The 25,103-nt window shown below is 38.1% G+C and carries 17 protein-coding genes; 2 read left to right on the top strand and 15 right to left on the bottom strand.

Features of this window, described 5'->3' with window-relative positions:
- Window positions 1-145: 145 nt before the first annotated feature.
- The 8 genes from thpR to uvrB are packed head-to-tail and all read right to left on the bottom strand — an operon-like array spanning window position 146 to window position 8,351.
- Window positions 146-712, bottom strand: a complete 567-nt coding sequence (thpR, locus tag P9M13_09290; protein ID MDP8263474.1) for an RNA 2',3'-cyclic phosphodiesterase — start codon at window positions 710-712, stop codon at window positions 146-148.
- An 11-nt stretch (window positions 713-723) separates the two neighbouring features.
- Window positions 724-1,203 (bottom strand): nicotinamide-nucleotide amidohydrolase family protein, encoded by a 480-nt coding sequence (locus P9M13_09285; GenBank protein MDP8263473.1) that lies wholly within the window; start codon window positions 1,201-1,203, stop codon window positions 724-726.
- Window positions 1,190-2,287 (bottom strand): tRNA 2-thiouridine(34) synthase MnmA, encoded by a 1,098-nt coding sequence (mnmA, locus tag P9M13_09280; protein ID MDP8263472.1) that lies wholly within the window; start codon window positions 2,285-2,287, stop codon window positions 1,190-1,192. Before mnmA ends, P9M13_09285 begins: the two co-directional genes overlap by 14 nt.
- 13 nt (window positions 2,288-2,300) lie before the next feature.
- Entirely contained in the window at window positions 2,301-3,701 is a 1,401-nt protein-coding gene (locus P9M13_09275) for an IscS subfamily cysteine desulfurase (protein ID MDP8263471.1), read from the bottom strand.
- On the bottom strand, window positions 3,698-4,465 hold the full coding sequence (locus tag P9M13_09270; GenBank protein MDP8263470.1) for a type III pantothenate kinase: 768 nt from the start codon (window positions 4,463-4,465) through the stop codon (window positions 3,698-3,700). Before P9M13_09270 ends, P9M13_09275 begins: the two co-directional genes overlap by 4 nt.
- Complete coding sequence (locus P9M13_09265; protein ID MDP8263469.1) at window positions 4,462-5,454, bottom strand: biotin--[acetyl-CoA-carboxylase] ligase; 993 nt, start codon at window positions 5,452-5,454, stop codon at window positions 4,462-4,464. Before P9M13_09265 ends, P9M13_09270 begins: the two co-directional genes overlap by 4 nt.
- 18 nt (window positions 5,455-5,472) lie before the next feature.
- Complete coding sequence (nadC, locus tag P9M13_09260) at window positions 5,473-6,327, bottom strand: carboxylating nicotinate-nucleotide diphosphorylase (GenBank protein ID MDP8263468.1); 855 nt, start codon at window positions 6,325-6,327, stop codon at window positions 5,473-5,475.
- A 14-nt stretch (window positions 6,328-6,341) separates the two neighbouring features.
- Complete coding sequence (gene uvrB, locus P9M13_09255) at window positions 6,342-8,351, bottom strand: excinuclease ABC subunit UvrB (GenBank protein ID MDP8263467.1); 2,010 nt, start codon at window positions 8,349-8,351, stop codon at window positions 6,342-6,344.
- A 235-nt stretch (window positions 8,352-8,586) separates the two neighbouring features.
- Between uvrB and P9M13_09250 the strand changes: the two genes are divergently transcribed.
- The gene (locus P9M13_09250; GenBank protein ID MDP8263466.1) at window positions 8,587-9,771 is read left to right on the top strand and encodes an ATP-binding protein; all 1,185 of its coding nucleotides are present in this window, start codon (window positions 8,587-8,589) and stop codon (window positions 9,769-9,771) included.
- A gap of 158 nt (window positions 9,772-9,929) precedes the next feature.
- On the opposite strand, the gene P9M13_09245 is transcribed toward P9M13_09250, so the two are convergent.
- From P9M13_09245 to P9M13_09235, 3 genes are all read right to left on the bottom strand, one after another.
- Window positions 9,930-14,831, bottom strand: a complete 4,902-nt coding sequence (locus P9M13_09245; GenBank protein MDP8263465.1) for a hypothetical protein — start codon at window positions 14,829-14,831, stop codon at window positions 9,930-9,932.
- A gap of 435 nt (window positions 14,832-15,266) precedes the next feature.
- Window positions 15,267-16,064, bottom strand: a complete 798-nt coding sequence (locus tag P9M13_09240) for a hypothetical protein (protein MDP8263464.1) — start codon at window positions 16,062-16,064, stop codon at window positions 15,267-15,269.
- A 169-nt stretch (window positions 16,065-16,233) separates the two neighbouring features.
- Window positions 16,234-18,486 (bottom strand): Tex family protein, encoded by a 2,253-nt coding sequence (locus P9M13_09235; GenBank protein MDP8263463.1) that lies wholly within the window; start codon window positions 18,484-18,486, stop codon window positions 16,234-16,236.
- Window positions 18,487-18,580: 94 nt separating this feature from the next.
- On the opposite strand from P9M13_09235, the gene P9M13_09230 reads away from it, so the two are divergent.
- The gene (locus P9M13_09230; protein MDP8263462.1) at window positions 18,581-19,234 is read left to right on the top strand and encodes a CAAX prenyl protease-related protein; all 654 of its coding nucleotides are present in this window, start codon (window positions 18,581-18,583) and stop codon (window positions 19,232-19,234) included.
- Between the two features lie 71 nt (window positions 19,235-19,305).
- Here P9M13_09230 and P9M13_09225 read toward each other — a convergent pair whose 3' ends face one another.
- From P9M13_09225 to P9M13_09210, 4 genes are read right to left on the bottom strand one after another with little or no spacing between them, the layout of a single operon-like run.
- The gene (locus P9M13_09225) at window positions 19,306-19,557 is read right to left on the bottom strand and encodes a Smr/MutS family protein (GenBank protein MDP8263461.1); all 252 of its coding nucleotides are present in this window, start codon (window positions 19,555-19,557) and stop codon (window positions 19,306-19,308) included.
- A gap of 23 nt (window positions 19,558-19,580) precedes the next feature.
- Window positions 19,581-22,235, bottom strand: coding sequence for a valine--tRNA ligase (locus tag P9M13_09220; protein ID MDP8263460.1), 2,655 nt, complete (start codon window positions 22,233-22,235; stop codon window positions 19,581-19,583).
- A gap of 18 nt (window positions 22,236-22,253) precedes the next feature.
- Complete coding sequence (gene cimA / locus P9M13_09215; protein ID MDP8263459.1) at window positions 22,254-23,819, bottom strand: citramalate synthase; 1,566 nt, start codon at window positions 23,817-23,819, stop codon at window positions 22,254-22,256.
- A 24-nt stretch (window positions 23,820-23,843) separates the two neighbouring features.
- Window positions 23,844-25,097 (bottom strand): aspartate kinase, encoded by a 1,254-nt coding sequence (locus P9M13_09210; protein ID MDP8263458.1) that lies wholly within the window; start codon window positions 25,095-25,097, stop codon window positions 23,844-23,846.
- Between the last annotated feature and the right edge of the window lie 6 nt (window positions 25,098-25,103).

The following is a 25,103-nucleotide window of genomic DNA, read 5'->3' as shown; positions in this document are numbered from 1 at the left end:
TTTCGGCAATCGTTTGCTATCCCGTTGCTTTTGCTCTACTTCTTACTCTTCTCGAGATCGCTTCCTCGCTTCGCTCCTCGCGATGACTCCGCTAAACGTCATTTCGCAGAAGTCTTCATTATTTATAGTTACTATATCTTTATATTTATGTTAGTTGTGCCTCATGTATAATATCATATAGTGGACCATCTTTGGTAAGCGTACTTTTAATGAATGTTATACTCTTAACCTGCATTTGTCCAAAATCATTATCCTGCATATCGTCTACGATATCAAGTAACTTTCTTGTTGAGGGACCAGATTTTATCCGTCCAATGGTAATATGAGGCACAAATAAACGATCTTTTTTCTCAAAACCAATAGGTTTAAGCTCATTTTCTATTTCAGCCGCAATCTGTGCAATGATATGTGCTCCCTCAGTGATACCAGCCCATATCACCCGTGGTTTACGTTCGTTAGGAAAAAGACCAATATTTTTCAGTGTAACAGGAAATGTGCTATGTTTTTGCGTTATCGCCGCTAATATTCCTTTGATATCATCAATCTTATCTACTGGTGTATCTCCAAGAAATTTTAGTGTTACATGAATATTTTCCGGGTGAACCCACTTTGCATTGATATCAGATATACTTATACGTCGTTGTGCATCATTAAGAGAATCTTTTATTTCTAGGGAAAGTGTTACTGCAATAAAAGTACGTATTGTATCCATATATTATTATTTCACACCCACACAGAAACAACTTTTTTAAGAAGTTTTAATGCAGCACTCACTGCTTTTTCTCTTATCTGTGTTCTTGTACCGGTAAACCGATATTTTTGAGACGTAACCTTTTTCTTCACTACTATGCCGATATAAACTGTGCCTACTGGTTTCGTTTTTGTAGCACCCGAGGGACCGGCTATACCGGTAATGGAAACACCAATATCAACGCTCATTTCTTTACACACACCGAGAGCCATCTCACAAGCAGTCCGGTCACTTACCGCGCCGTATCGAACAAGAGTCGTTTTTTTCACGCCAAGCAGTTTTATCTTTACACTGTTATTATACGACACCATACCACCATAAAAATAATCTGAAGACCCGGATATATCAGTTAGTCTTTTTGATAGCAAACCTCCAGTACATGACTCTGCAACCCCTACAGTGATTCCTTTTAGAACACACCAATCCTGAATAATACGTTCAATCTTTTTCATGCGTTATCCATCCTCCCCCGACAACATCGTCTCCGTCATAAAATACCGCAGCCTGCCCCGGCGCAACTGCTCGCTGCACTGTCTTAAAAACTACCCTAACTTTTTTCTTAGCTAAAGGATAAATCACCGCAGATACTGCAGGAGAATTATACCGTATCTTAGCGGTAACATTCATCTTCGCATCTAATGACGTAATAGCCCCCCAGTTGACTTCATTTACAACACAGTCTTTTCTCAGGAGATCATCATTATCACCGACAATGACTATGTTTTTCTCTACATCAATACGCACAACATAATATGGGTTTTTTGCGGCTATCCCAATACCACGTCGTTGCCCAATCGTATAAAACTGTATCCCCTCATGAGTTCCTAATACTTTTCCTTCCGTATCAACAATATTTCCTTTTTTCACCTTAACATGCTGCTTCTTTAGAAATGACTTGTAATCATTATCAGGGATAAAACATATTTCTGTGCTGTCCTTTTTATCATGAACAGGAAAGCCATTCTCTTTTGCGACCTTTCTTACCTCATCTTTACCCAACTCTCCTAACGGGAACACCACGTGACGCAACTGTTTTTGTGTAAGATTGAACAAAAAATATGATTGATCCTTTTTTTTATCAACACCCTTAGCCAAAACATATCGTTTTTTACCACAAACCACCCTCTCGTGTATTCTCGCATAATGCCCTGTTGCAATCGTATCAGCACCAAACTCACGTGCTTTTTCTAGTGATGTTTCAAATTTCAGTTTATCGTTACAGATAACACAGGGGTTCGGTGTTCTCCCATTGGAATATTCTTGGCAAAAATAGTCTATGACACGTTTTTTGAATTCTTTTTCACATCGAAGAACATAATAAGGGATTTTGAGAATATGACAGATCTTTCTAACATCGGTAAGTGCACGCGGACCGCAACAGTTTTCTCTATCGGTTTTAATACATTCGTCTTGCCATACCTTCATGGTAAGACCAATAGCATCATACCCGTCTCGTGCTAAAAAAAATGCGGCAACTGAAGAGTCAACACCACCGCTTAAAAGTACAGCAACTCGCTTTTTATCTTGTTTAGACATTACATCTGCTCGCTTATTGTTTCTTACGTAACCGATTAACGATCTCTTTAGTCTTCTCGATGGTATAAAGGATATCGTCCTCAGTATTCTCTCTTCCTAATGAAAAACGGATACCTCCGTTTATATATTCATCTGAAACACCACACGCTTTCAGGACATATGATGGTTCAGTTGACCCGCTTGCACACGCTGATCCTGTTGAGACATTGATCCCTTCAAGATCAAGATTGATAAGTAAAGACTCGCCATCAACACCCTTAAAACTAATATTTAATGTATTCGGCAGAAGTTTTTCAGGATCACCATTCACCTTAATACCTTCTATAGAGGATGCAATCCCTTCATAGAGAAGATCTCTTAATCTTTTTATTTCTGTACTATCTTCAACTTGTGATTCTTTAAGAAGCATCGCAGCCGCTCCCGCACCAACTATGCCAATACTGTTTTCTGTACCTGCACGCATACCACGTTCCTGTTTACCACCATGAATGATCGGTAACACCTGTATGTTTCGGCGAATATATAGCCCCCCACATCCTTTTGGCCCATAAAACTTGTGCGCAGAAAAAGTTAACATATCAATTGGTAAAGAATGTACGTCATAAGGTATTTTACCGATTACTTGTATCGCATCAGTATGAAAAACTATCCCCTGTTCGAGCGCAAGCGTCCCGATCTCTGTTACCGGCTGCAAAGTACCAATCTCATTATTTGCCCACTGCACGGTAATGAGTATCGTATTCTTTTTTATCGCGTTTTTTACTTGATCAGCCGAAACCAAACCAAATGCATCAACAGGAAGATACGTTACCTCATAACCATATTTTTCTAAGTACCGACACGACTCCAGAACACTCGGATGCTCAATAACCGTAGTAATGATATGCCCTTTATTTACAGCATGGAGCTCAGCTATACCTTTTATCGCAAAATTATTTGCCTCCGTACCATTACCGGTAAAAATAATTTCTTCTGATTCAGCACCCATAAGAGTGGCAACTTCATCTCTGGCCTCATCGATCGCAATCCGCGCTTCACGACCAATTAAATGAATTGATGAGGGATTTCCATAGTGTTCTTCAAGATACGGTAAGAGTACATGCACCACCTCATGCGCTACCGGTGTTGAAGCATTATTGTCGAGATAAACCCTTCTATCAACCTTGTGCGCATAATCAATTTTCTTCCACCCTGCATCACCAACCTCATACACACCCTCAACAACAATATTCTCATTTTTCAAGAGAGCGATAATTAACGGACAATCATCTTTTTGAATTGATAACGCTATCGTACAACCGGTTTTTATTTCTTTTGGCAATGGTAACGTATCAAAATAATAACTGTTTAATGATAATACTTCTTCCGCCATCATTGTCTGGTGTGTAGTACGAAAAACTAATGCATAGTTCATTGAACAATCCTTTTATACATTTCTTTTAGCCCAATCAATGTCAAATCAGGGCATACAACATCAAATATTTTTGCACGCGTCGCAAAATAGTAGCTGTGCCCGCCTGTTGCAAGAATTTTTAATTCCTTTTTTTGTATTCCCTTAATATTCTTGAGGTGTGCCAACACTTCTTTAACAGCGCCACATACCCCAACCGTAACACCAAGTTTAATACATGAATGTGTATCATCACCTATTTTACTGGAAGATCCTGCGCCTTTGGTAACTTTCGGTAACTGCGCGGTATTGTCACCAAGACTATCACACTGAAGTGCATATCCAGGGATAAGAGCACCCCCAATAAAATTACCTTTTCCGTCGACAACATCAAACGTAATCGCAGTACCAAAATCAACAATAATAAGCGGGCCGCCATAGAGTGCAAATCCGCCAATACTATTAGCAAGCCTATCAACACCAAGCGTTTGAGGGTTTTTATACTTCAGGTCTATTCCCCATTTAGTTGATGAAGAAACAATATGAGGATCAACCTTTAAGGTGTTTTTTATTATTCGACCGAGCTTTTTTGTTACGTGCGGAACAACACTCCCGAGAATAACGGAATCGCACTCTTTAGGCATTCTTTTGGCCGCTTCACTTCTCATCTTTTCATACGGAAGCTTTGAAGAAATACGAAATGACTTTTTCAATGTATCACCAACAAAAACGCCAAAATGTATTTCAGAATTCCCTATATCGCAGGTAAGCAATGTATTCTTATTCATTGTACTGTTACATCTCCGCTCATTACATATTCATTTAGCCCGTTTGGAAGCCGCACAACAAGGTTTCCTTTCGGATCAACCCCTGTTGCATACCCCTCAATCTTTTTACCCTGTGTTTCAACAGTAACATATTTACCTATGGTGTTGGAAAGACTTATCCAATCAGTTCTGATCCTATCAAATTTTCCACTTTGCAGCTCTAAATAATATTCTTCAAACCATTGAAGAAATGAACCGAGCACTGAAAGCCGTGAAACGTTTTTTGAAAGTTCTATCTTCATTGACGTCGCAATATTTCTTATCTCTTTCGGGAAATCGGTTTTATCAACATTCACGTTAATCCCAACACCAAGCACAACATAACGAATACCTTCAAGGTCAGAGTTTATTTCCGTTAATATACCGCTTATTTTCTTACCGCCTACTATAATATCGTTTGGCCATTTTATTTCTGTTTCACATCCTGATATATCAGTAATGGCTCGCGCACACGCAATTGCACCTGCACAGGTTATCTGAGATATATCTTGAGGAGAAATATCGGGGCGTAATATCAACGAAAACCATAGCCCTTTACCTTTAGGTGATGACCAGCATCTTCCGTGTCTTCCTCTGCCCTTATTTTGCGATTCGGCTATTACAATAGTTCCTTCTGGTTCACCATCTTCAGCCATACGCAACGCAACACTGCTTGTAGATGCAGTTTCTTCAAAAGAAACTACGTTTCGTCCTATTATTTTTGTACAGAGAAGCCTCATAATCTCGTCCGGCAACATTTTATCCGGAATATTCACTAATCGGTACCCTGTATTCGATACAGCATCAATAACATACCCACACTGACGCAAATGAGTAATATGATTCCATATAGCTGTACGAGACACATTCAGCTTCTGCGCAAGCTCTTCACCAGAGACATATTCACTTTTACGTTTATGTAATACTTCTATTAGTGCTTCATCAATTTTTACTGTATTATTCTTTTGCATATTAAATGTATATCCCGCTTATTCAACAATATCTAAACTAATATCTACAGACCGGGCAGAATGAGTCAATGCACCGATAGATATTCTGTCTACACCGGTTTGTGCGTACTCAGCAACATTTTCTAATGTAATACCACCGGAGGCTTCTGTAAGAACTCTTCCTTTAACTATATCAACAGCCGTTTGGATTGTTTCCGGTGACATATTATCAAGTAGAATAATATCGCATCCAGCTTCAACTGCCTCTTCAATATCTTCCACTTGTTCAACTTCTATTTCAACTGGTATTGAGGGTGAATATTTCTTTGCTGTTATAACACTAAAACTAATAGGATTTTTACCTGTTTCTTTTAGTAACTTAAGATGATTATCTTTGATAAGAAACTGATCAAAAAGACCATATCGATGATTCTCTCCGCCACCCATTCGAACAGCATATTTCTCTAAGTACCGCAAAAGCGGTGTCGTTTTTCTCGTATCCAAAATCTTAACTCGATCAGTAGCACATGCATCAACGTATGATCTCGTTACTGTTGCAATACCCGAGAGACGCTGCAAGAAATTTAAAACAGTACGTTCACAGGTTAGTATTGACCGTGCTTTCCCCTCAACAGTTAGGACTATTGTCCCTGCTTTAACGCTCGCACTATCTTTTTCTAGGACATCTATTATCAAGGTAGAATCAAACGACTTAAAAACAGCAATTGCGACAGGTATCCCGGCGAGCACACAGTCTTCTTTTACCAGCACCTCTGCACGACACTCCAAATCAAACGGTATGAGTGTATTTGTTGTAATATCACCGCCAACAACATCCTCTTCCAACGCATTTTCTACTATCGTTTTTATTTCTAAATAATCAAGATCACTCATGGATTTTCCCCCATCTATTTTTTTGCACGAACTTTTTTAAACTTCCCTTTTTTCTTAAATAATCGAGACATTTTAATCTCTTTTATTTTATCTCTTAATTGAGCCGCACGTTCAAAATCAAGATTCTCAGCCGCTTCCTGCATTTCACGATTAAGCTCAAAAAGCACTTCGTGTAATTCAAAATCTTCACCCGCAATAGTAATGATATCTTCAACAATATTTTCAGCGTTACTTTTCCCCGACATTTCATCGCGGATAGCTTTTTGCACGCTCCGAGGGGTAATGCCGTGTTCTTTATTATATGCGAGCTGTTTCTCACGTCTATAATCCATTGCAGAAATCGCTCTTTGCATAGAATTCGTCACCTTATCTGCATACATAATAACTTCACCGTCAATATGTCTTGCGGCACGTCCAGAAGTTTGAATAAGCGCTGTTTCAGATCTCAAAAACCCTTCTTTATCGGCATCTAATATAGCAACAAGCGCTACCTCTGGTAGGTCTAACCCTTCACGCAATAGATTAACTCCAATTAAAACATCAAATTCTTTTTTGCGTAACCCCTTAAGCACATCAACTCTCGTCAAAACATCGATTCCAGAATGAAGATATTTCACTCTTATCCCGACATTACTTAAATACGTTGTTAAATCTTCTGCCGCACGTTTTGTTAGTGTTGTTACCAGTACACGCTGATGTTTCTTTACCCGTTTACGACACTGTCCGATAAGATCATCTATTTCACCGGCAAGCGGCTTCACGGTTATCTTCGGTTCAACAAGACCGGTTGGGCGAACGACTTGCTCTATCGGTTTTGGACATCGTTCAAATTCGTAGGGACCGGGTGTCGCTGAAACAAATATGGTATTTTTCATTAAAGGCTCAAACTCATGAAAGTTAAGCGGCCTGTTATCAAGCGCGGAAGGTAAGCGAAACCCATGTTCGACAAGAGTGTTTTTACGTGACCGGTCACCGTTAAACATGCCCCGTACCTGCGGCACAGAGACATGAGACTCATCAATCACCATAAGAAAATCATCAGGGAAAAAATCTATCAATGTTGACGGACGTTCACCGGGAGCTCTACCACTCAAATGACGCGAATAGTTTTCAATTCCCTGGCAATACCCTATTTCATGAAGCATCTCCATATCATAGCGTGTTTTTGTTTCTATCCGTTGCGCTTCAAGGAGCTTATTATGATCCCTGAAATATTTGAGTCGTTCATCAAGTTCTTTTAAAATTGCTTCTGTTGCAGGCTCAATCTTTCTATATGGGGTAACAAAATGTTTCGCTGGATAAATAGTCGCTATATCCACTTCTTCTTTTATCTTTGCGGTTAAAGGATCAATATGAGTTATCCTATCGACAACATCATCAAATATTTCTATACGTATAGCGTCTTCAGCATATGCGGGAAACACTTCTATCCTATCTCCTCGCACACGAAATTTACCCTGATAAAAATCAATATCGTTACGCTCATACTGAATATCAACAAGTTTTTTTAACAGTTCTTCTCGAGTGAAATGCTGACCTTTCTCTACCATGATAAGGAGCTCTTCAAAATCTTCTTTTGAACCCAAACCATATATACAGGATACACTAGCAACAACTATTGTATCTCGGCGTGTCATGAGTGAACTGGTCGCGGCAAGGCGTAATCGTTCCAATTCATCGTTTATTGACGCATCTTTTTCAATATAGGTATCGGTTTGAGGAATATATGCTTCCGGTTGATAATAATCGTAGTAACTAACAAAATATTCTACTGCGTTATGAGGAAAGAACTGTTTTAGCTCTGAATAGAGCTGTGCCGCAAGCGTCTTATTATGAGAAAGCACCAGAGTCGGTTTTTGTACGCGTTCAATAACATTTGCTACAGTGAATGTCTTTCCCGAACCGGTCACCCCAAGAAGAGTTTGAAAACGTTTATTGTCGATAATACCTTTAGTCAGCGCTTCAATTGCCTCAGGCTGGTCTCCTAACGGCTTAAAATCTGATACTAATGTGAGTTTATTCATACGATATATAATTAATTGTTAGTGAGTTATGTAATGGTAAATCAACAAACGTACTTACTGTCATAGCGAGCGAAGCGTTATAAAGCCCTGCAAATCCAACCCTACCCCACCGTCACTCACTCATTAGATAAGTTGCTTATTTTATCATTAAAATCGTTTTAGTCCACAAAATACAGAAGTGTATGCAAAATATGTATTGACTATTTTAACCTAATAGGTTACATTAGTAATCGTTATGATTAAACGTTTAATACTTAACACTTTACATAATGAAATAACACAACCTGAGATTGATATTCTCTTGGGACCAAGACAGGTTGGCAAAACAACCATACTTAAACAGCTTCAAAAACACGCTCAAAAGTCCGGTTACAAAACATCATTTTTCGATCTTGAACAACCACAAGTCCTCGCTGAATTCAATAAATCTAATAAAGATATTATTACTATGATATGTAATTCTGGAGAAATGGTATTTATTGATGAATTTCAATATATTCAAAATGCTTCAAAAATATTCAAAGCTATTTTTGATTCCAATATTAAAACAAAGATCTTTTGTTCTGGATCGTCCTCTTTAGAAATCCATAAACATTTAAAAGAAAGTCTCGCAGGAAGAAGGTTTTTATACAGAATTTACCCTCTACAGTATTCAGAATTAAAAACACATTATAAAAATTATCCTTTGGATTATTATATGCGTTACGGAGGCATGCCAGGATTAACTCATACAGATTTTGAAGATAGAAAACAACAAATGTTATCAGAGCTTCTCAGTAGTTATATATTAAAAGACATTAAATCTCTTATCAAAGAAGAAAATATCAGAGCATTTAATCACCTTCTATATCTACTTGCCGAAAATCAAGGATCTACTATTTCAATACATTCGCTATCAAATCAGGTCAGACTCAGTTCAAAAGCCATAAATCGATATCTTGATATCCTCGAAGAAACATATGTTAATTTTCGCTTATATAGCTATTCAAATAATCTAGGCAATGAATTAAGAAAATCATGCAAAACTTTTCTATACGATCTGGGAATAAGAAATGCATTATTAAAAGATTTCTCATCAGTATCAGAACGTACTGACAAAGGGGTCCTCTATGAAAGTTTTGTATTTTTAAAATTACATTCTATGCTAGCTCCAAACATGGAACTTAAATTTTGGAGAACAAAGGATGGAGATGAAGTAGATTTCATTTTGTCAATCGATAGAAAACCCATACCTATTGAAGTTAAAAGCAACATCACAAATTTAAAAATACCAAAAGGGCTAAGAAGATTCCTTCTCAGATACAAAAACACAAAAACTGCCTACGTTATCAATAATAACCTTAAAGAAACTGTTATTGAAAATCAATGCACGATAAGATTCATCACTTTTGAAGATTTTGAAACCATGATCAGTTTTTAACCAACTTTTTCTTTTTGACAGGCAGGACACCTATCCTACTCTAGTACGTTAGCCGCAGGGCTTTAACCTGCGTTATTATTTCTACACAACGATGCAGAATAATAAAGCAAAGGGCACATCACCTGTGACATGCCCTTTGCTATTACGAGTTACGATTTTTATGCCTGGAATCCAAGTGCCTGATACGCGTTTATAACAGCATTTGTCCGTATCGTCGCACCATCATCCAATATTGGCAACAAACTGTCACTTTCTATTGCAGCTACCACATCTTTAAGACCCATAGCCTTCGCTTTAACAAGATCAAGATCAACGACATTTATCTTGCCATTAGATGTTAAGAGGAATATAGCGAGATTTTCCAATGTAATCATATCTTCATATTTCCCAAATAGTGCTGCAGGGATATCTATTGATACAAGCGTGTAAGCTTTTAGCTCATCTAATTTATCTCTTGCTTCACTCACAACAGTATCCGTAGTATCCGTTTCTTTTCCTATAACTATGTGATCCTCCATAATTTCTTTAAACTTTTTCTTCTGTTCCTCAGATATAAGTTTCTTTTCTTTAAAGACCTCTTCTTTGACCTGATCGAACACTCCCTGATCCCAATCAGCATAATCTACAGCAACAACAACACGTTTATCAAGCCCTTGCAATACTGCCTGTACCGCTGCCGCAACGTGTTCTTTTAACTGCATCTTAAGCTGTACCTGATCAGTAGCTTTTTCAACATGATGGAACAACATCTCTTTTTTATCAATGTTTTCCTTATTTAGTAGAGCGCTATCTGCAACTGCCGTGGTATTAATGTTGGCTTTAACAGTTTCGCTTATCACTTTCCATTCAGCCCCAAAATACTCCTCTGACGGCATTGCCTCATTTAAACCTATCAATGAATAATACATAACACCTAAACTGCTTGAAACAAACCCCGGACTCAACATATCTTCTACGTTTGTCTTGACATCATTAAGAAACACATCACGGGGAATATCGAGTACAGCACGAGAGATTGTTGCCCTGATAACAGCCAAATCACCTGTCTTTATGACACTTACTAAAATATCACGCGCCTTTTCTGCATCTGAACCTTCTGTTAATTTCAGTCCATTAAGCTTCCCCGCAAGTTTATCATACAACAACTCCTCCTCAGCAGCAAGTATTTCATCTACTATCGGCTTAATCTCATCTTTTAAACCACTATGATCGGTACTGTCTTTTTTAGCTAATAAATAATCGATTAAAGAATTGAAATTAGGGCGATTAACGCCACTCAATATATCAATCGCTGTTACCAGATTCACAAGATACTCATCTTCCTCCATATTACTCAATGCATTTAATATTAGTTCTACTGCGCCATCAGGATTTTCTGCATAACTATTATATGCATTCAATATCGCTTCGTTCACATAACCTTCAGTAGATCCAACTCCTGGTCTTGTAACTTCAGACGCTTTGGCTTCTTTCATCATTACCTTAACTGTGAAATTACCCTCAGCCGGATTAGCAAGAACATTAGCGATTACATTCTTTTCCAACACTTCCTGAATATCCTGTTCCGTTAATAGACGAAATTCTCCGCGCCGCTGAATCTCCTGCACCAGCGCTGTCATCCCTTGAGGGATACCCCCAGTTATATTTCTTTTAAAACTCTTTCCGGCATATTCCTTCAACACAACATCCAACACTTTTCCCTTTTTCTCTTGCATGACATTTTTTGCTTCAACCCCTATCTTCTTGTTAATCTCATCCAACCAATCGGTTATCTTTTTGCGACTTTCTTTATATTCTTGTTCACTCCTCGCCGATATCAGCTCATCAGCGTCTTGCGATCTTTTAATCAGGTCGAAGCCAGTCGGCATCCCTTCTCTTCCCTTCAAATCGAACTCATCTATCATACCCGGAATGCCATGAATCTCATTAGTAATCGTTTCTATATCTTTTATACGTGCTGTTTTCTCAGCCACTTTGGCAAACATCGACGGCGTCCCCTCAATCATCGCGGGAAGTTCTCCTTTCAGCTCCATAAACGCGGCGAGCGCCGCCTGCTGTATCTCGACTGGCTCTCCCTTGTCCATCGCCATATCCTGCAGTTGTTTCACTATGTCTTCCACCTTAAAAGTCGACGGAGCTTTCATCATGCCAAGCGTCCTGATCGCTTCCACACGCTTTGTCACATCAGACTTCTTGTCGCCGGCCGTAAGAATATTCATCGCTTCCCAGTGATCGTGCGATCGCGGCTCCACCTTCTTCTCATCATCACCGTCAGTCTGATCCATTGCCTCTGCAGGTATTCTAACAGGCGCTTTGGCGAGCATGGGACCTTTGACAAGTTCATCATCACCGTCTGTCTGATCCATAACAAGAATAAGCGAGTGTTCCCCCATAAAAGCGATAGCTTTTGACTCGTCTTGCGCCATCAACGCATGTATTGCAGCCTGCTGCACCTCATTTGGCTCTCCCTTATCCACTGCCAGATCCTGTAACTTTTTTACTATGACTTCCGATTTAATAGTCAAAGGTGTTTTCATTTCGCCAAGCGCACTGATTGCTCTTACACGCTCTGTCACATCAGACTTCTTATTACCTGCCGTAATAAAATTCATCTCTTCCCAGTGATCGTGTACCTTAACCTCAGGCGCTTTGGCGAGCATGGAACCTTTGACAAGTTCATCATCACCGTCTGTCTGGTTTATCACTTCACGTGCTTCAGCTGCTGCAGCTACTACAACAATTTCTTCCTCTTCAGCCTCTAAATTATTCTTAACGACATATTTCGTGAAATCCATCCAATCAAAAACCCACGCCTCTTCTTCTATATCTTTGCCCTCTTCCTGCAATTGCTTATAAACTTCGCTCTCTGATAATCGCAATTTACTCACCGCTTTTTTAATATCCTCAAGATTCCCATTCTCTGCAATGAGAGCTTTAATACTCAGAGCATCTCTTTTCATATTATCAAATTCAGTTGATGCTAATTCTTCCAGAAGCTTATCAACAAAATAACCCAATTGGCTTTTCATGCGATCAGAAAGTCTCTCGGCTTCTGCCACCGTGATGTCTCGATGTCCTGCTCCTTTGTCTACTCCTGATTCTTCAGAAATTTTGGCAGACATCGTACTCACTTCTGTTATTTCTGGAGCACCATCTTTACCCTCTCTCACCAATACCTGTTTTGCGTTACTTTGATCAACAATCTTTAAACCATCTTTATCTTCAACGATATCAATGCCGAGATCTGTTTTATTCATAAAAATCCACTGCCTGAATGCGATAAAATCACCTAACTTTTCTGCCATAAGCGCTAATTCGGTAGCCCATGATTTCTTAAATATCAACTTATCTCTCATTGTCCATGCGGAAAGCCTCGTGCCTGTTGCACCAAATATTTTGTCAAATTCAGTCTGCTTATTCAGCATTCGGCTAAGATATATTTTATCATTATACGCTTTAGTCATTCTGGGAGTAACCACCACATATGAATACCCTTTACCCTTAAATAGTTCTTTCATACCCTGCGTATGAAAACCTCCGCTCACTACTGCTACCGCATTTGCTTTCGTCCTACCCATCTCTTTAATCGTATTTTCAACAAGCACTTTATCTCTTGCTAAAGCCGCTTTATAAAATTCTTCACATACCGATACATCTATATTTTTGTTTGCCTTTAGCCATGCAATCGAGCCGGAAAGATCACTGCTTATACCGGTTTTTTTAGCCAGTTTGCCTACTTTTCTTATCAATTTATCAGCTGTCATATCTTTCTTATTATTGTCATAGAAAGAAAGATCACGTCGCGACATTCTCAAGTTAAGAAGATTCTTCATTATATTTACCTGTTTTATCATCAGGTCTAGTTCTTTCTCTTCCCTATTCTTGAACATTTTGTTCTTTATTGCATTTTCTATCCTGTCAACTTCGCCAAACAGTTTTCCTGCATCTAATACGCTGTTCAGTTTTACTATTTGCATATATCCTTTTAAATTAGGATATTTTTTCATATCAATTTTTTTATTTATTACCACCTCATTTAAATAATTATAAAACATATCTGAAGTGATTTTACCTATACGCAAGTGTAATGATTGTTTGACAAGCTCTGAAAGTTCTTCCTTGACCATCTTTTTTTGAAGATGACTAACAATCGCCTCTCTTTCAGATTGTATTTTTTTAGGATTTATTTTGTTTTCAATATCAATACTTTCCATAACAGCAGTGAAATTTGGATATTTTTTCTTATCACTAAAATATTTTGCGCCTTTTTCCCCGAATCCGTGTTTTAAGGCTAGATTATCTATATAGCCGCAATAATCCGTAAACTGTAGAATACCACCATCCCATTCTTGACGTTTCTGTGCGAGATTAAGCATTGCCTTAGAAAATATTTTTCTTTTCAAAACAGCTATTACACTCAATACCTTATCTATAAATGCATGTTCACGCGCTATATCCTTTTTGCTCTTCAAGAAATAATCTAGATTTTTCTCGTATAGATCTTTATCTTCCGCTCCAAAAAAAAGTAGCGGCTTATCTTTTGAATCTATCTCATACAATTCCGGTCCGGTAAGCCAGCCTATTTTCATAAAATAATCGCTTGTTTGGCTTCTGATTTCCCTGTTAGGGAAAGAACGCTCATAATCAAAATTTGCGACACCTTGCGATCCTTCTACTGAAATCATTTTCAGTGCCCCGGCTGTTGATTTATCCGTAGCCATTATCTGAATCATTTTCGATATATTCTTTTGCGCTTCATAATTGCAATGAGAATCCTGTATCTGGATAATGAGTTTCTTTGCATTTTTTGTTCCTGATGATATGAACCGTTCGGTAACCATACCGAAATTTTCAGGCACAAGAAATTTTGCCGGATTAATGTGATAGGTTAGCTCCGCTTCTTTTGAAACAGATTGCACCCCTTTGGACTGGGTTACATCCAACATTGTGCGAGGAATAGCAAATGTAGTAGAAGTAAAAATAAAAATAAATGCTACAACAAGACTAATAACCTTCATCAAGGGTGTCATCCGATACATTGAGATAGAATATGCTTTCATAATTCACTCTTTCTGTTATTCAGATACCGTTTATGTACAGACCTCTTCTTTTTTCGTTTCATAAATGAACTATACCTGATAATAAAAGGTTTGTCAAGGGCTGGGGGGGGGTAAATAATTATATATCACTATATATAAAGCACTTACAAATCGTAATAATTACAGTGCAACACTGTTGATTTTTGTATAAATAAAGAGCGATCTATCAGATATGCAGTTTTTTCTCATATTTCAGGATACTTCTCTGTCAACTTAATAAGGTTTTAGAGTGAATAAGGGCTCAACTCCCTTTATTGCCTTTTCCCTCTATTCCGCTTTCAGGACCACTGTAAGTCCAAGGGAAAGAGGTCTCTCATAAAAATAATACCCCTTAAACCGGCTTGGGATGCTTTTCACTATACTTCGTGCATTCCAATTATTAATATAATCTATAAACTATCTTAATTTCCTGCGTAATAATTCCAGTTCCTTTTTCAAGGGAGTCCAATACTCTATATCTTTCTCTCGTTCTACACGTTCTTCTTCTTGAAGTTGCACGTTAAGTTTTTGTAAATCTTTTTTTATGGCTGAGATTAAAGACGGTCTATCAGATATGCAATTTTTTACAATTTTAGGATACTTCTCTGTCAACTTAATAAGGGTTTCGGGTATTCGGGATTCAAAAAGCCACCATCTTATTTTATCATCGGATGGACACTTATCTTTGTTTATAATAATGTCATTTTCAACCAGCCGTTTAAGCATTAACCAATCTTTATCCCGCTGAGTTTTTTTACACTGGACAAGATCTTTAAGTCCAATTACATCTACAGAATTGGTTCTTGTCAAAATTATCCTCTTCCTTCGCTTCCATAATTCATCAAACGGTTCACAACCTCTGAGTTTAGAAATTACGTCCACCCGTAAACCCTGTACATCTCTGGCAACGCACCTAAAATGGCAGGCATGACCACGCTCTAAATATTCAATTTCTAATGGGGGGACATAAATAATCTTAGCTTTCAATTCCTTTAATGCAATGCGTATTCTCTGTAAATTATCTTCTTTACAAAGTACAACAAAATCAGAATCACGGCTAAATTCAGCTGCACCGTAAATAATGCATGCCTGGCCGCCAATTAAAAGGCCTTTGACTTTATTTTTTTTGAAAATAGAAAGGACTTTGAGGATCGGGTTCAGGATCAAGGTTCCCTCGCATAGCAATAAATAATTGCCATAACTTTGTTGTCTCATGCATTCTCTGGGCAGGTGTAAGATAAAGCCATTCCATTTCCTCGCTCAGAAACTCGCTTGACTTAGTGCTTTTATGTCTTTTTTTCTTCATAACATCCTAAATTATAACTTAATTCATATGTGTTGCAAACAAAAAAAAGGCGCACCTTATAAATATGAGTAATAACAATTATTGTGACTTTAAAGCTGCTTCCATCAGTTTTTTTCCAAAGTCACTCATAGATGAATCACTCTTTTGCGATGGGCTCGCCTTTTTAGGATGGTCTTTTTTGAGAGAAAAATCTTTCTCGAGTTTGGTCTTCATAGATAGAGCGATGCGTTTTCGGTCTTTATCAATTTCCATTACGGTTACGGTAACCTTTTGTTGGACTTTTACTACATCAGCGGGACTCTTCACAAAACCGTCTGACATTTGGCTGATATGGACTAATCCGTCCTGATGGACGCCTATATCAACAAATGCTCCAAATGCAGTAATATTGGTTATTACTCCGGTGAGTTTCATCCCCACTTTAAGATCATCCATTGTTGTTACACCATCCTGGAATTTTATCTCTTCAAATTCTTTGCGGGGATCTCTTCCCGGCTTCGCTAATTCTTTTACAATGTCCTGCAAAGTCGGTAACCCCACTGTATCAGTAACATATTTCTTCAGATCTATCTTATTTTGAAGTGAGCTGTCAGATATAATATCAGTTACTGTACTACCCAGATCTTTAGCCATAGCCTCAACTACATGATAGCTTTCAGGGTGTACCGCACTACAATCAAGTTTATTCTTTGCGCCACGTATACGCAAAAAACCTGCTGCCTGTTCAAATACTTTTGGTCCAAGTGTCGACACTTTGAGCAGTTCTTTTCTTGTTGTAAAAGGACCATTTTCATTTCGATATTCTATAATTAATTGCGCTAACTTTGGTCCAACACCGGATACATAGGTCAGAAGCTGTTTGCTTGATGTATTTACTTCAACACCTACCGCATTTACACAGCTAACAACAACATCATCAAGACTATTTTTTAACGCATTCTGGTCTACATCGTGCTGGTATTGACCGACACCAATCGATTTTGCATCGATCTTAACAAGTTCTGATAAAGGATCCATGAGCCGCCTGCCAATAGACACAGCCCCACGTACCGTAAGATCCTGATCAGGAAATTCTTCACGGGCAACTGCAGACGCAGAATAAATAGATGCTCCGCTTTCATTGACTAGTATCACAGGTATTTTGTTTAGCGCCTTAATATCTCTAACAAATGCTTCTGTCTCTCTACCCGCAGTACCGTTACCTACCGCAATTGCTTCTATTTCATATTTTTTACACATACTCACTACTGCTTCAGTTGCTTCTGAGGCACTAAATTCTGATCCATGAGGATATATCACTTCAGTAAAAAGAAATTTCCCTTGTTTATTAATAGCCACAACTTTACACCCTGTTCTAAAACCGGGATCAATAGCAAGTACATTTTTCTCTCCAAGAGGAGATGCTAAAAGAAGCTGTCTTAAATTTTCAACAAATACGGTTATAGCCTCTTCATCAGCACGTTTCTTTGATGATAGCCGCACTTCTGTTTCCATACCTACAGATAATAATCTCTTGTAACCGTCATGTGCTGCAAGTTTTACCTGCTGAGCTGACTCAGTACTATTTTTAACAAAATATTGATCCATCAATGAAACAGCATCTTCTTCAAGCGGAGTGATGCGTGCCATTAAAAACCCTTCACTTTCACCTCTTCGAATAGCAAGAATACGGTGTGAAGGCGCGGTAGCTATTTTTTCTTCCCATTCATAATAGTCTTTATACTTAATGCCGTCTTTTTCTTTACCTTTACAGACTTTTGACCTAATCAATCCTTCAGCCGCAAACAGCTCTCTCATCTTTGCACGTATACCCTGATCTTCATTCATCCATTCGGCAACAATATCACGAGCACCTGCAAGTGCATCTTCACTGCCTTCCACGCCTTTTTTCTTATTAACATATTTTTTTGTAGCCGCGATAAGATCAACATCTGTTTGTTCAAAAATCAATTTTGCCAGTGGTTCCAGACCCTTTTCTTTTGCCACTGTTGCTTTGGTACGTTTTTTTGGTCGATACGGCAGGTATATATCTTCTAGTACGGTAAGAGATTCTGCAGCCATTACCTTCTTCTTGAGTGTTTCAGTAAGCAGTTTTCTTTCTTCAAGAGACTTAATAATCGCATCACGTCGTTTATCGAGATCACGCAGCTGATTGATCCTATCGCGTATATCAGTAATTTGTACCTCATCAAGAGTATCTGTTAATTCTTTTCTATATCGTGCAATAAAGGGTACCGTAGCACCACCGTCAAGAAGCAACACTGCGGCAAGAACACGTTTTGGATCGAGTTTCATTTCTTTTGCGATTAAATTAAAATGCACTTCGTTCATAGAATCTCCAATTCTTATTATTTATATCATTTCATATTTTAAGATTATTATAATTATATTTCTTTTTTATAAAATATCTGCTAAAAAATACAGTATGAAAACATTTTTGATTATAGCACCTTATATCGTTCCGTACATTGCTTTTATCTTAATTGGCTCTTTTTCTTCATATTTTGGTAGCTTCGCTATCTTAATATATCCTATTCAAACGCTGGTTACGGCGGGTCTTTTAGTATATTGGTGGAAAAAATATAAGGAAATACGTTTTTCTTTTTCATTTCTGTCTATTATTCTTGGCGTCCTCGTATTCTTTTTATGGATAGGACTGACTGAATATATGCCCTTTGATAAGCTACACCCACCAGCAGAGGGCTACAACCCACTTTCAGGAAACATCTACATAACCACATTCCTTGTAAGTTTTCGTCTTGGAGGAGCTGTTCTTATAGTCCCCCTCTTTGAAGAATTGTTTATTCGTTCACTCGTTATTCGCTACCTTATTAACTCAAATGATTTTACTAAAGTGCCTATTGGCGCATTTACCTGGTTTTCATGCATTGGAAGTATTTTGCTTTTTACTTTTGGGCATCAGTCATGGGAATGGATTGCAGCATGTGTTACCGCAATTATATACAACATCATCCTTTATCACCGAAAAAATATTTTTGATTGTATCGTTGCGCACGCAACAACAAACCTATGCCTCGGAATCTATGTCCTTATGACAGGGAAATGGGGATACTGGTAAAACACTGCGTGTTCTTTTATTTTAAAGAATCCTTTTCAGAGAACAATAACCTTGCGTTAAAACTAGCAAAGCTAGTTATGTTTGAAATGGACAAAAAGTCTACCCCAATTATGCGAATCTTTCTCTATGCGGTGATACATCCCCTTATTTTTTTCAAGAAACTTTATTACTTTCTTTTTGAGCTGACCCGAACCTTTTCCTGGAATGATTTCAACGGTTTTTATCTTCTTTTTTACCGCATCGTTCATGATAGATGCAAGAGCATCCTCAATCTTCTTGCCTTTATTAAATATGTCGTGGAGATCTAATTTTAATTTACTCATGATAATTATTAGAGATATTGAAACTATTGCAGGTGTGAAATATTTGTTTCGATTTTCTTTATCTTTTCTTCGAGTTCTTTTTTATTATTTTCTTCTTTTTCAACAACTTCTTTTGGTGCTCGTTCAACAAAGTTTCTATTCAATAATTTTTTATTGATCTGTTCAATCTGTGTTCCGAGCTTCTCTATCGATTTTTGCAATCGATCTTTTTCCGCATCGAGATCAAGATTACCCTCCAAAGAAAGATAGACCGTACCTGTTTCACATACATTTGATACCATTGGTCTATCGGGAGTAAACTCATCGACTATATCAAACTGTGATGCTTTAAGCTGTTTCATAATATTCGGTTTTTCAGACTCAAAGAATTTTTTACCCTCTTCACTTACCGCTTTAAAAATGAATTCAACTTCGTTTTTAGGCGGTATTTTATATTCTGTCCTTAAGTTTCTCCCACACCGTATCATCTCATACTTTTTTTCTACTTTAGAGATTATCTTTTCATCAATAAATACCTTATTTACCTGTGGCCACTGAGCGTGCATTATAGTTTTTTTAGTGTCACTACTTTCACCATTAAGTTTTCGCCATATTTCTTCTGTGATGTACGGCATAAAAGGATGTAAGAGTTTCATCGAAGTTTCAAGAACAGTCTTTAAAACTACCTTTGTTTTAATCTTATCTTTGTCGTTTTCACTATAAAGATCGAGTTTTGCTGACTCAATGTATCGATCACAATAATAATGCCAGAAAAAATCATATATCAGATGACATGCTTCATTAAAACGGTATTCACCGAGCGCTTTATTTACATTTTTTATTGTCAAATTCATGCGCGATAAAATATATCTGTCTTCGACAGTAAGCATATCTTTATAGTTATCTAATTTTTGTTCTGATACATCTTCAAAATTCATCATAAGAAATCGTGAAGCGTTCCAAATCTTATTGGCAAAGTTTCTCCCTATTTCAAACTTATCTTCTGATAAATAAACGTCCTGGCCCTGACTTGTTATCATGATAATGCTGAAACGTAAAGCGTCTGCGCCATATTTCTCTATTATATCAAGTGGATCAATAATATTACCGAGCGATTTACTCATCTTTGTACCGCTATCATCTCTTACGGTTCCGTGAATATAGACATCACTAAAGGGCACCTCCCCCATAAACTCGATACCAGACATGATCATACGTGCAACCCAGAAAAAGATTATTTCCTGCGCGGTAACAAGACAATTTGTGGGGTAATAGAAGTCTAAATCCTTTGTTTTTTCCGGCCAGCCCAATGTTGAAAACGGCCACAACCACGACGAAAACCATGTATCAAGAACATCTTCATCTTGGGTAAAACTGTGTTTCTTGCACTGCGGACATTCTTTAGGACAATCTTTTGATGCAATTTCTTTATCACAATCATTACAATACCATACCGGTATGCGGTGTCCCCACCATATTTGACGCGATATACACCAGTCACGAATATTTTCTAACCATTCTGTATATACTTTATTCCATCTGGCAGGATGAAATTTTATTTTTCCGTCACGATGTGCTTTTAACGCTGGTTCAGCAAGAGGTTTCATTTTCACAAACCATTGCCGTGAAAGACGTGGCTCTACAACAGAATGACACCGGTAACAATGCCCTACTGCATGTGAATGATGGTCTACCTTTTCAAGGAGTTTGAGTTCTTTAAGATCAAGTAAGATCGCTTCTCTTGCTTCAAATCTATCCATACCTTCATATGCTTCACCGGCATTTTCATTCATAACACCGTTTTCATGCATAACATTAATGGGCGTAAGCTTGTGCCTGAGACCCATTTCAAAATCGTTCGGATCATGTGCCGGCGTTACTTTTACAACACCGGTACCAAACTCCGGATCAACAAAATCGTCAGTTATGACTTTCATTTTTCTGTTTACCAATGGAAGTATAATTGTTTTATCGATGAGATGAGTGTACCGTGCATCCTTAGGATTTATCGCAACAGCAACATCACCAAGCATCGTCTCAGGTCTCGTCGTTGCCACTGTAATGGTTTCTTTAGAGTCTTCTACATGGTATTTGATATAATAGAGCGAGCCGTCAATTTCACGGTGCTCTGCCTCTTCATCTGATAATGCAGTTTCACAGCGCGGACACCAATTAATAATATAGTTCCCTCTATAAATCAGCCCCTTGTCATACAACTTAATAAATACTTCGCTCACCGCATCACTGAGTCCTTCATCCATTGTGAACCGTTCACGATCCCAGTCACATGAACAGCCAAGCATCTTTAACTGTTTTATGATCGTTCCACCATATTCTTCACGCCATTTCCATACTTTTTCAATAAATGCGTCTCGTCCTACATCTTTACGGGTTTTCTTTTCGTGCATCAGTTTTTTCTCAACAACGTTCTGTGTCGCAATGCCCGCATGATCTGTTCCCGGAAGCCAAAGAGCGTTAAACCCTTCCATCCTCTTCCAACGTGTCAGCACATCCTGAATAGTGTTATTCAAAGCATGTCCCATGTGAAGTATACCGGTAATATTAGGCGGTGGAATAACGATAGTATAAGGAGTGCCTCCTTTATCACTATCTGCATGCGCAAATTTACCATTTAACCAGAAATCTTTAATTTCTTGCTCAACTTCTTTAGGATTATACTGTTTTGGTAATTCAACCATAGCTTCGCTATATCTACTTTATTTTTTTGTTTTTAGTAATTTATATTCAACGCTATCGACAAGTGCTTGCCAGCTTGCTTCAATAATGTTCTCTGACACACCTACCGTCCCCCAGATCTCTTTATCATCGCTTGATTCGATAAGAACACGTACTTTTGCAGCAGTACCGGCTTTAGCGTCAAGTACACGCACCTTGAAATCGGCAAGTTTTACTTTTGATATTTCAGGGTAGAATTGACACAGTGCTTTTCTGAGAGCATTATCAAGTGCGTTTACCGGACCCTCTCCTTCAGCCGCCGTATGTACCGTTTCTTTACCAACCTTCACCTTTATTGTCGCCTCAGATATAAGTTTGTCATCTTCACGTTTTTCAACTATTACTCTGAACCCTTCAAGCTTAAAGAATGTCTTGTGATGTTTTAAGGCTTTTTTCACAAGAAGCTCAAATGATCCACTTGCAGCTTCAAACTCATATCCTTCATGCTCAAGTTTCTTAAGATTTTCAATAATGTCTTTAGTTACATGGAAATCTTTTGCAAAGCTAAGTCCCAGTTCACTTGTTTTTAATAAGACATTACTTTTACCTGATAATTCTGAGATCAAGATTCTTCTCTTATTACCGACAAGTTCAGGAACAATATGCTCAAAAGTCTTTGGATTTTTTTCTACTGCATTAACATGCATTCCGCCTTTATGAGCAAATGCGCTTAACCCAACATACGGGTGTTTATCGTTTGGCCTTAAATTCGCGAGCTCATCAACAAATCGTGATACCTCTACCAACTCCTTCAGCTTCTTTTCTGAAACACATTTATATCCCAGTTTTAATACTAAACTTGGGACAATAGTACACAGGTTTGCATTGCCGCATCGTTCGCCATAGCCGTTTATTGTTCCCTGCACATGTACCGCGCCCGAAAGAACTGCAAGAATACTATTTGCGTTTGCCATACCCCCATCATTATGAACATGTATGCCAATCGGTGTATCAAAATTTGCATGTACCTTTTTTACAATATCAGTTATCTCATTAGGCATGGTCCCGCCATTTGTGTCACACAATGCCAAGGTTGACGCACCGTGCTCTGAAGCGACCTTTAATGTCTCAAGCGCATATTCAGGATCATCTTTGTATCCATCAAAGAAATGTTCAGCGTCAAAAATAACTTCTTTTCCTTTTGAATGCAAGTACCCGACAGAATCTTGTATCATGCGAAGATTCTCAGCTTTTGATACTTTTAAAACATCCGTAACATGCAATATCCAGCTTTTACCAAATATTGCTACAACCGGTGTCTCAGCTTCTAGAAGCTTCAGGATATTAGTCTCTTTTTCAACCGGTGTATTTGCTCTGCGTGTACTCCCGAAAGCAGACATTTTTGCATGTTTGAGTTTTATTTTTTTCATGAGATCAAAAAACTCTATATCTTTCGGATTTGACCCCGGCCAGCCGCCCTCAACATAATCTATGCCAAAACCATCAAGCCGTTCAGCTATTCTCACTTTATCTGCAACAGAAAATGATACACCTTCAGCCTGAGTGCCATCTCGCAAGGTTGTATCGTATATAAATGTCTTTTTCATAATATTATCCTTTTATTTACTGTCCTATTTTTTTGCAGCAACCATTTTTTCTTTTAGCATTTTTTTCTTCGCTAACCCGAACTTATCATGAATCGCCTTTACCGCTTTTTCCGCGTCTTTGCGGTGTATAACACATGATATTTTAATCTCTGAGGTGCTGATCATATCAATATTAACTTTTTTTGATGCGAGAGCTTCAAACATAGCCGCCGCGATACCGGCATGACTTCTCATTCCAACGCCCACAACTGATAGTTTAACCATGTCCTCATCATGACTCAATCCTCGTGCACCAATTTTTTTCACGAGTACTTCCAGAACTTTATATGTTTTACGTAAATCAGTCTTCAATACAGTAAACGATATATCGGTAAACCCTCGTTCACTGACATTCTGAATGATCATATCAATATTAATATTGTTTTCTGAAATTATTTTGAATATTCTTGCCGCAATACCCGGTTTATCCGGCACATGCAAAATGGTTAGCTTTGCTTCATTTCTATTGAGTGCAACACCTCTTACCATTATATTTTCCATAAGAGCATCCTCCTCTTTAATTAACGTCCCCAAATTATCATTAAAACTTGATCTAACATGTATCACCACACCATATTTTTTTGCCATTTCAATTGATCGTGAATGCATCACTTTCGCACCAAGGCTTGCAAGCTCCAACATCTCGTCATAAGAAATCACGCCGAGCTTACGAGCATCTTTCACCAAACGCGGGTCAGTGGTATACACTCCGTCTACATCAGTATATATTTCACATTGATCTGCCTTTAGTACTGCGGCAAGCGCAACGGCTGTTGTATCAGATCCACCACGCCCAAGTGTCGTAATATTTTTTTTGTAATCAACACCTTGAAAACCGGCAACAATAACAATTTTCCCTTTCTTAAGCTCTGCTTTCACTTTATCCATGCCGATAACTCTACGTATCTTTGCTTTTGTATGCGTACTGTCTGTAACAATACCGACTTGTGAACCGGTAAATGAAATCGCCTCGTCACCCAGCTCATGTACACACATAGCTAAAAGGGACATTGAGACCTGTTCACCCGTTGACACAAGCATATCCATCTCACGTTCACGGGGATCATCAGTAATATCATGAGCCATGTTTATAAGTTTATCCGTTTGTCCACTCATTGCAGACACAACAACAATAACATCATTTCCACTTTTCTTTGATTTGATTATCCGGCGAGCAACATTCATAATTTTATCCGTGCTTCCAACTGATGTCCCGCCATATTTTTGCACAACTAACATGATCAT

This window comes from Candidatus Ancaeobacter aquaticus, assembly GCA_030765405.1.
Taxonomy (GTDB): domain Bacteria; phylum Auribacterota; class Ancaeobacteria; order Ancaeobacterales; family Ancaeobacteraceae; genus Ancaeobacter; species Ancaeobacter aquaticus.
Note: the sequence above shows the minus strand (reverse complement) of the source record. Positions and strands in the feature narration are given on the sequence as shown.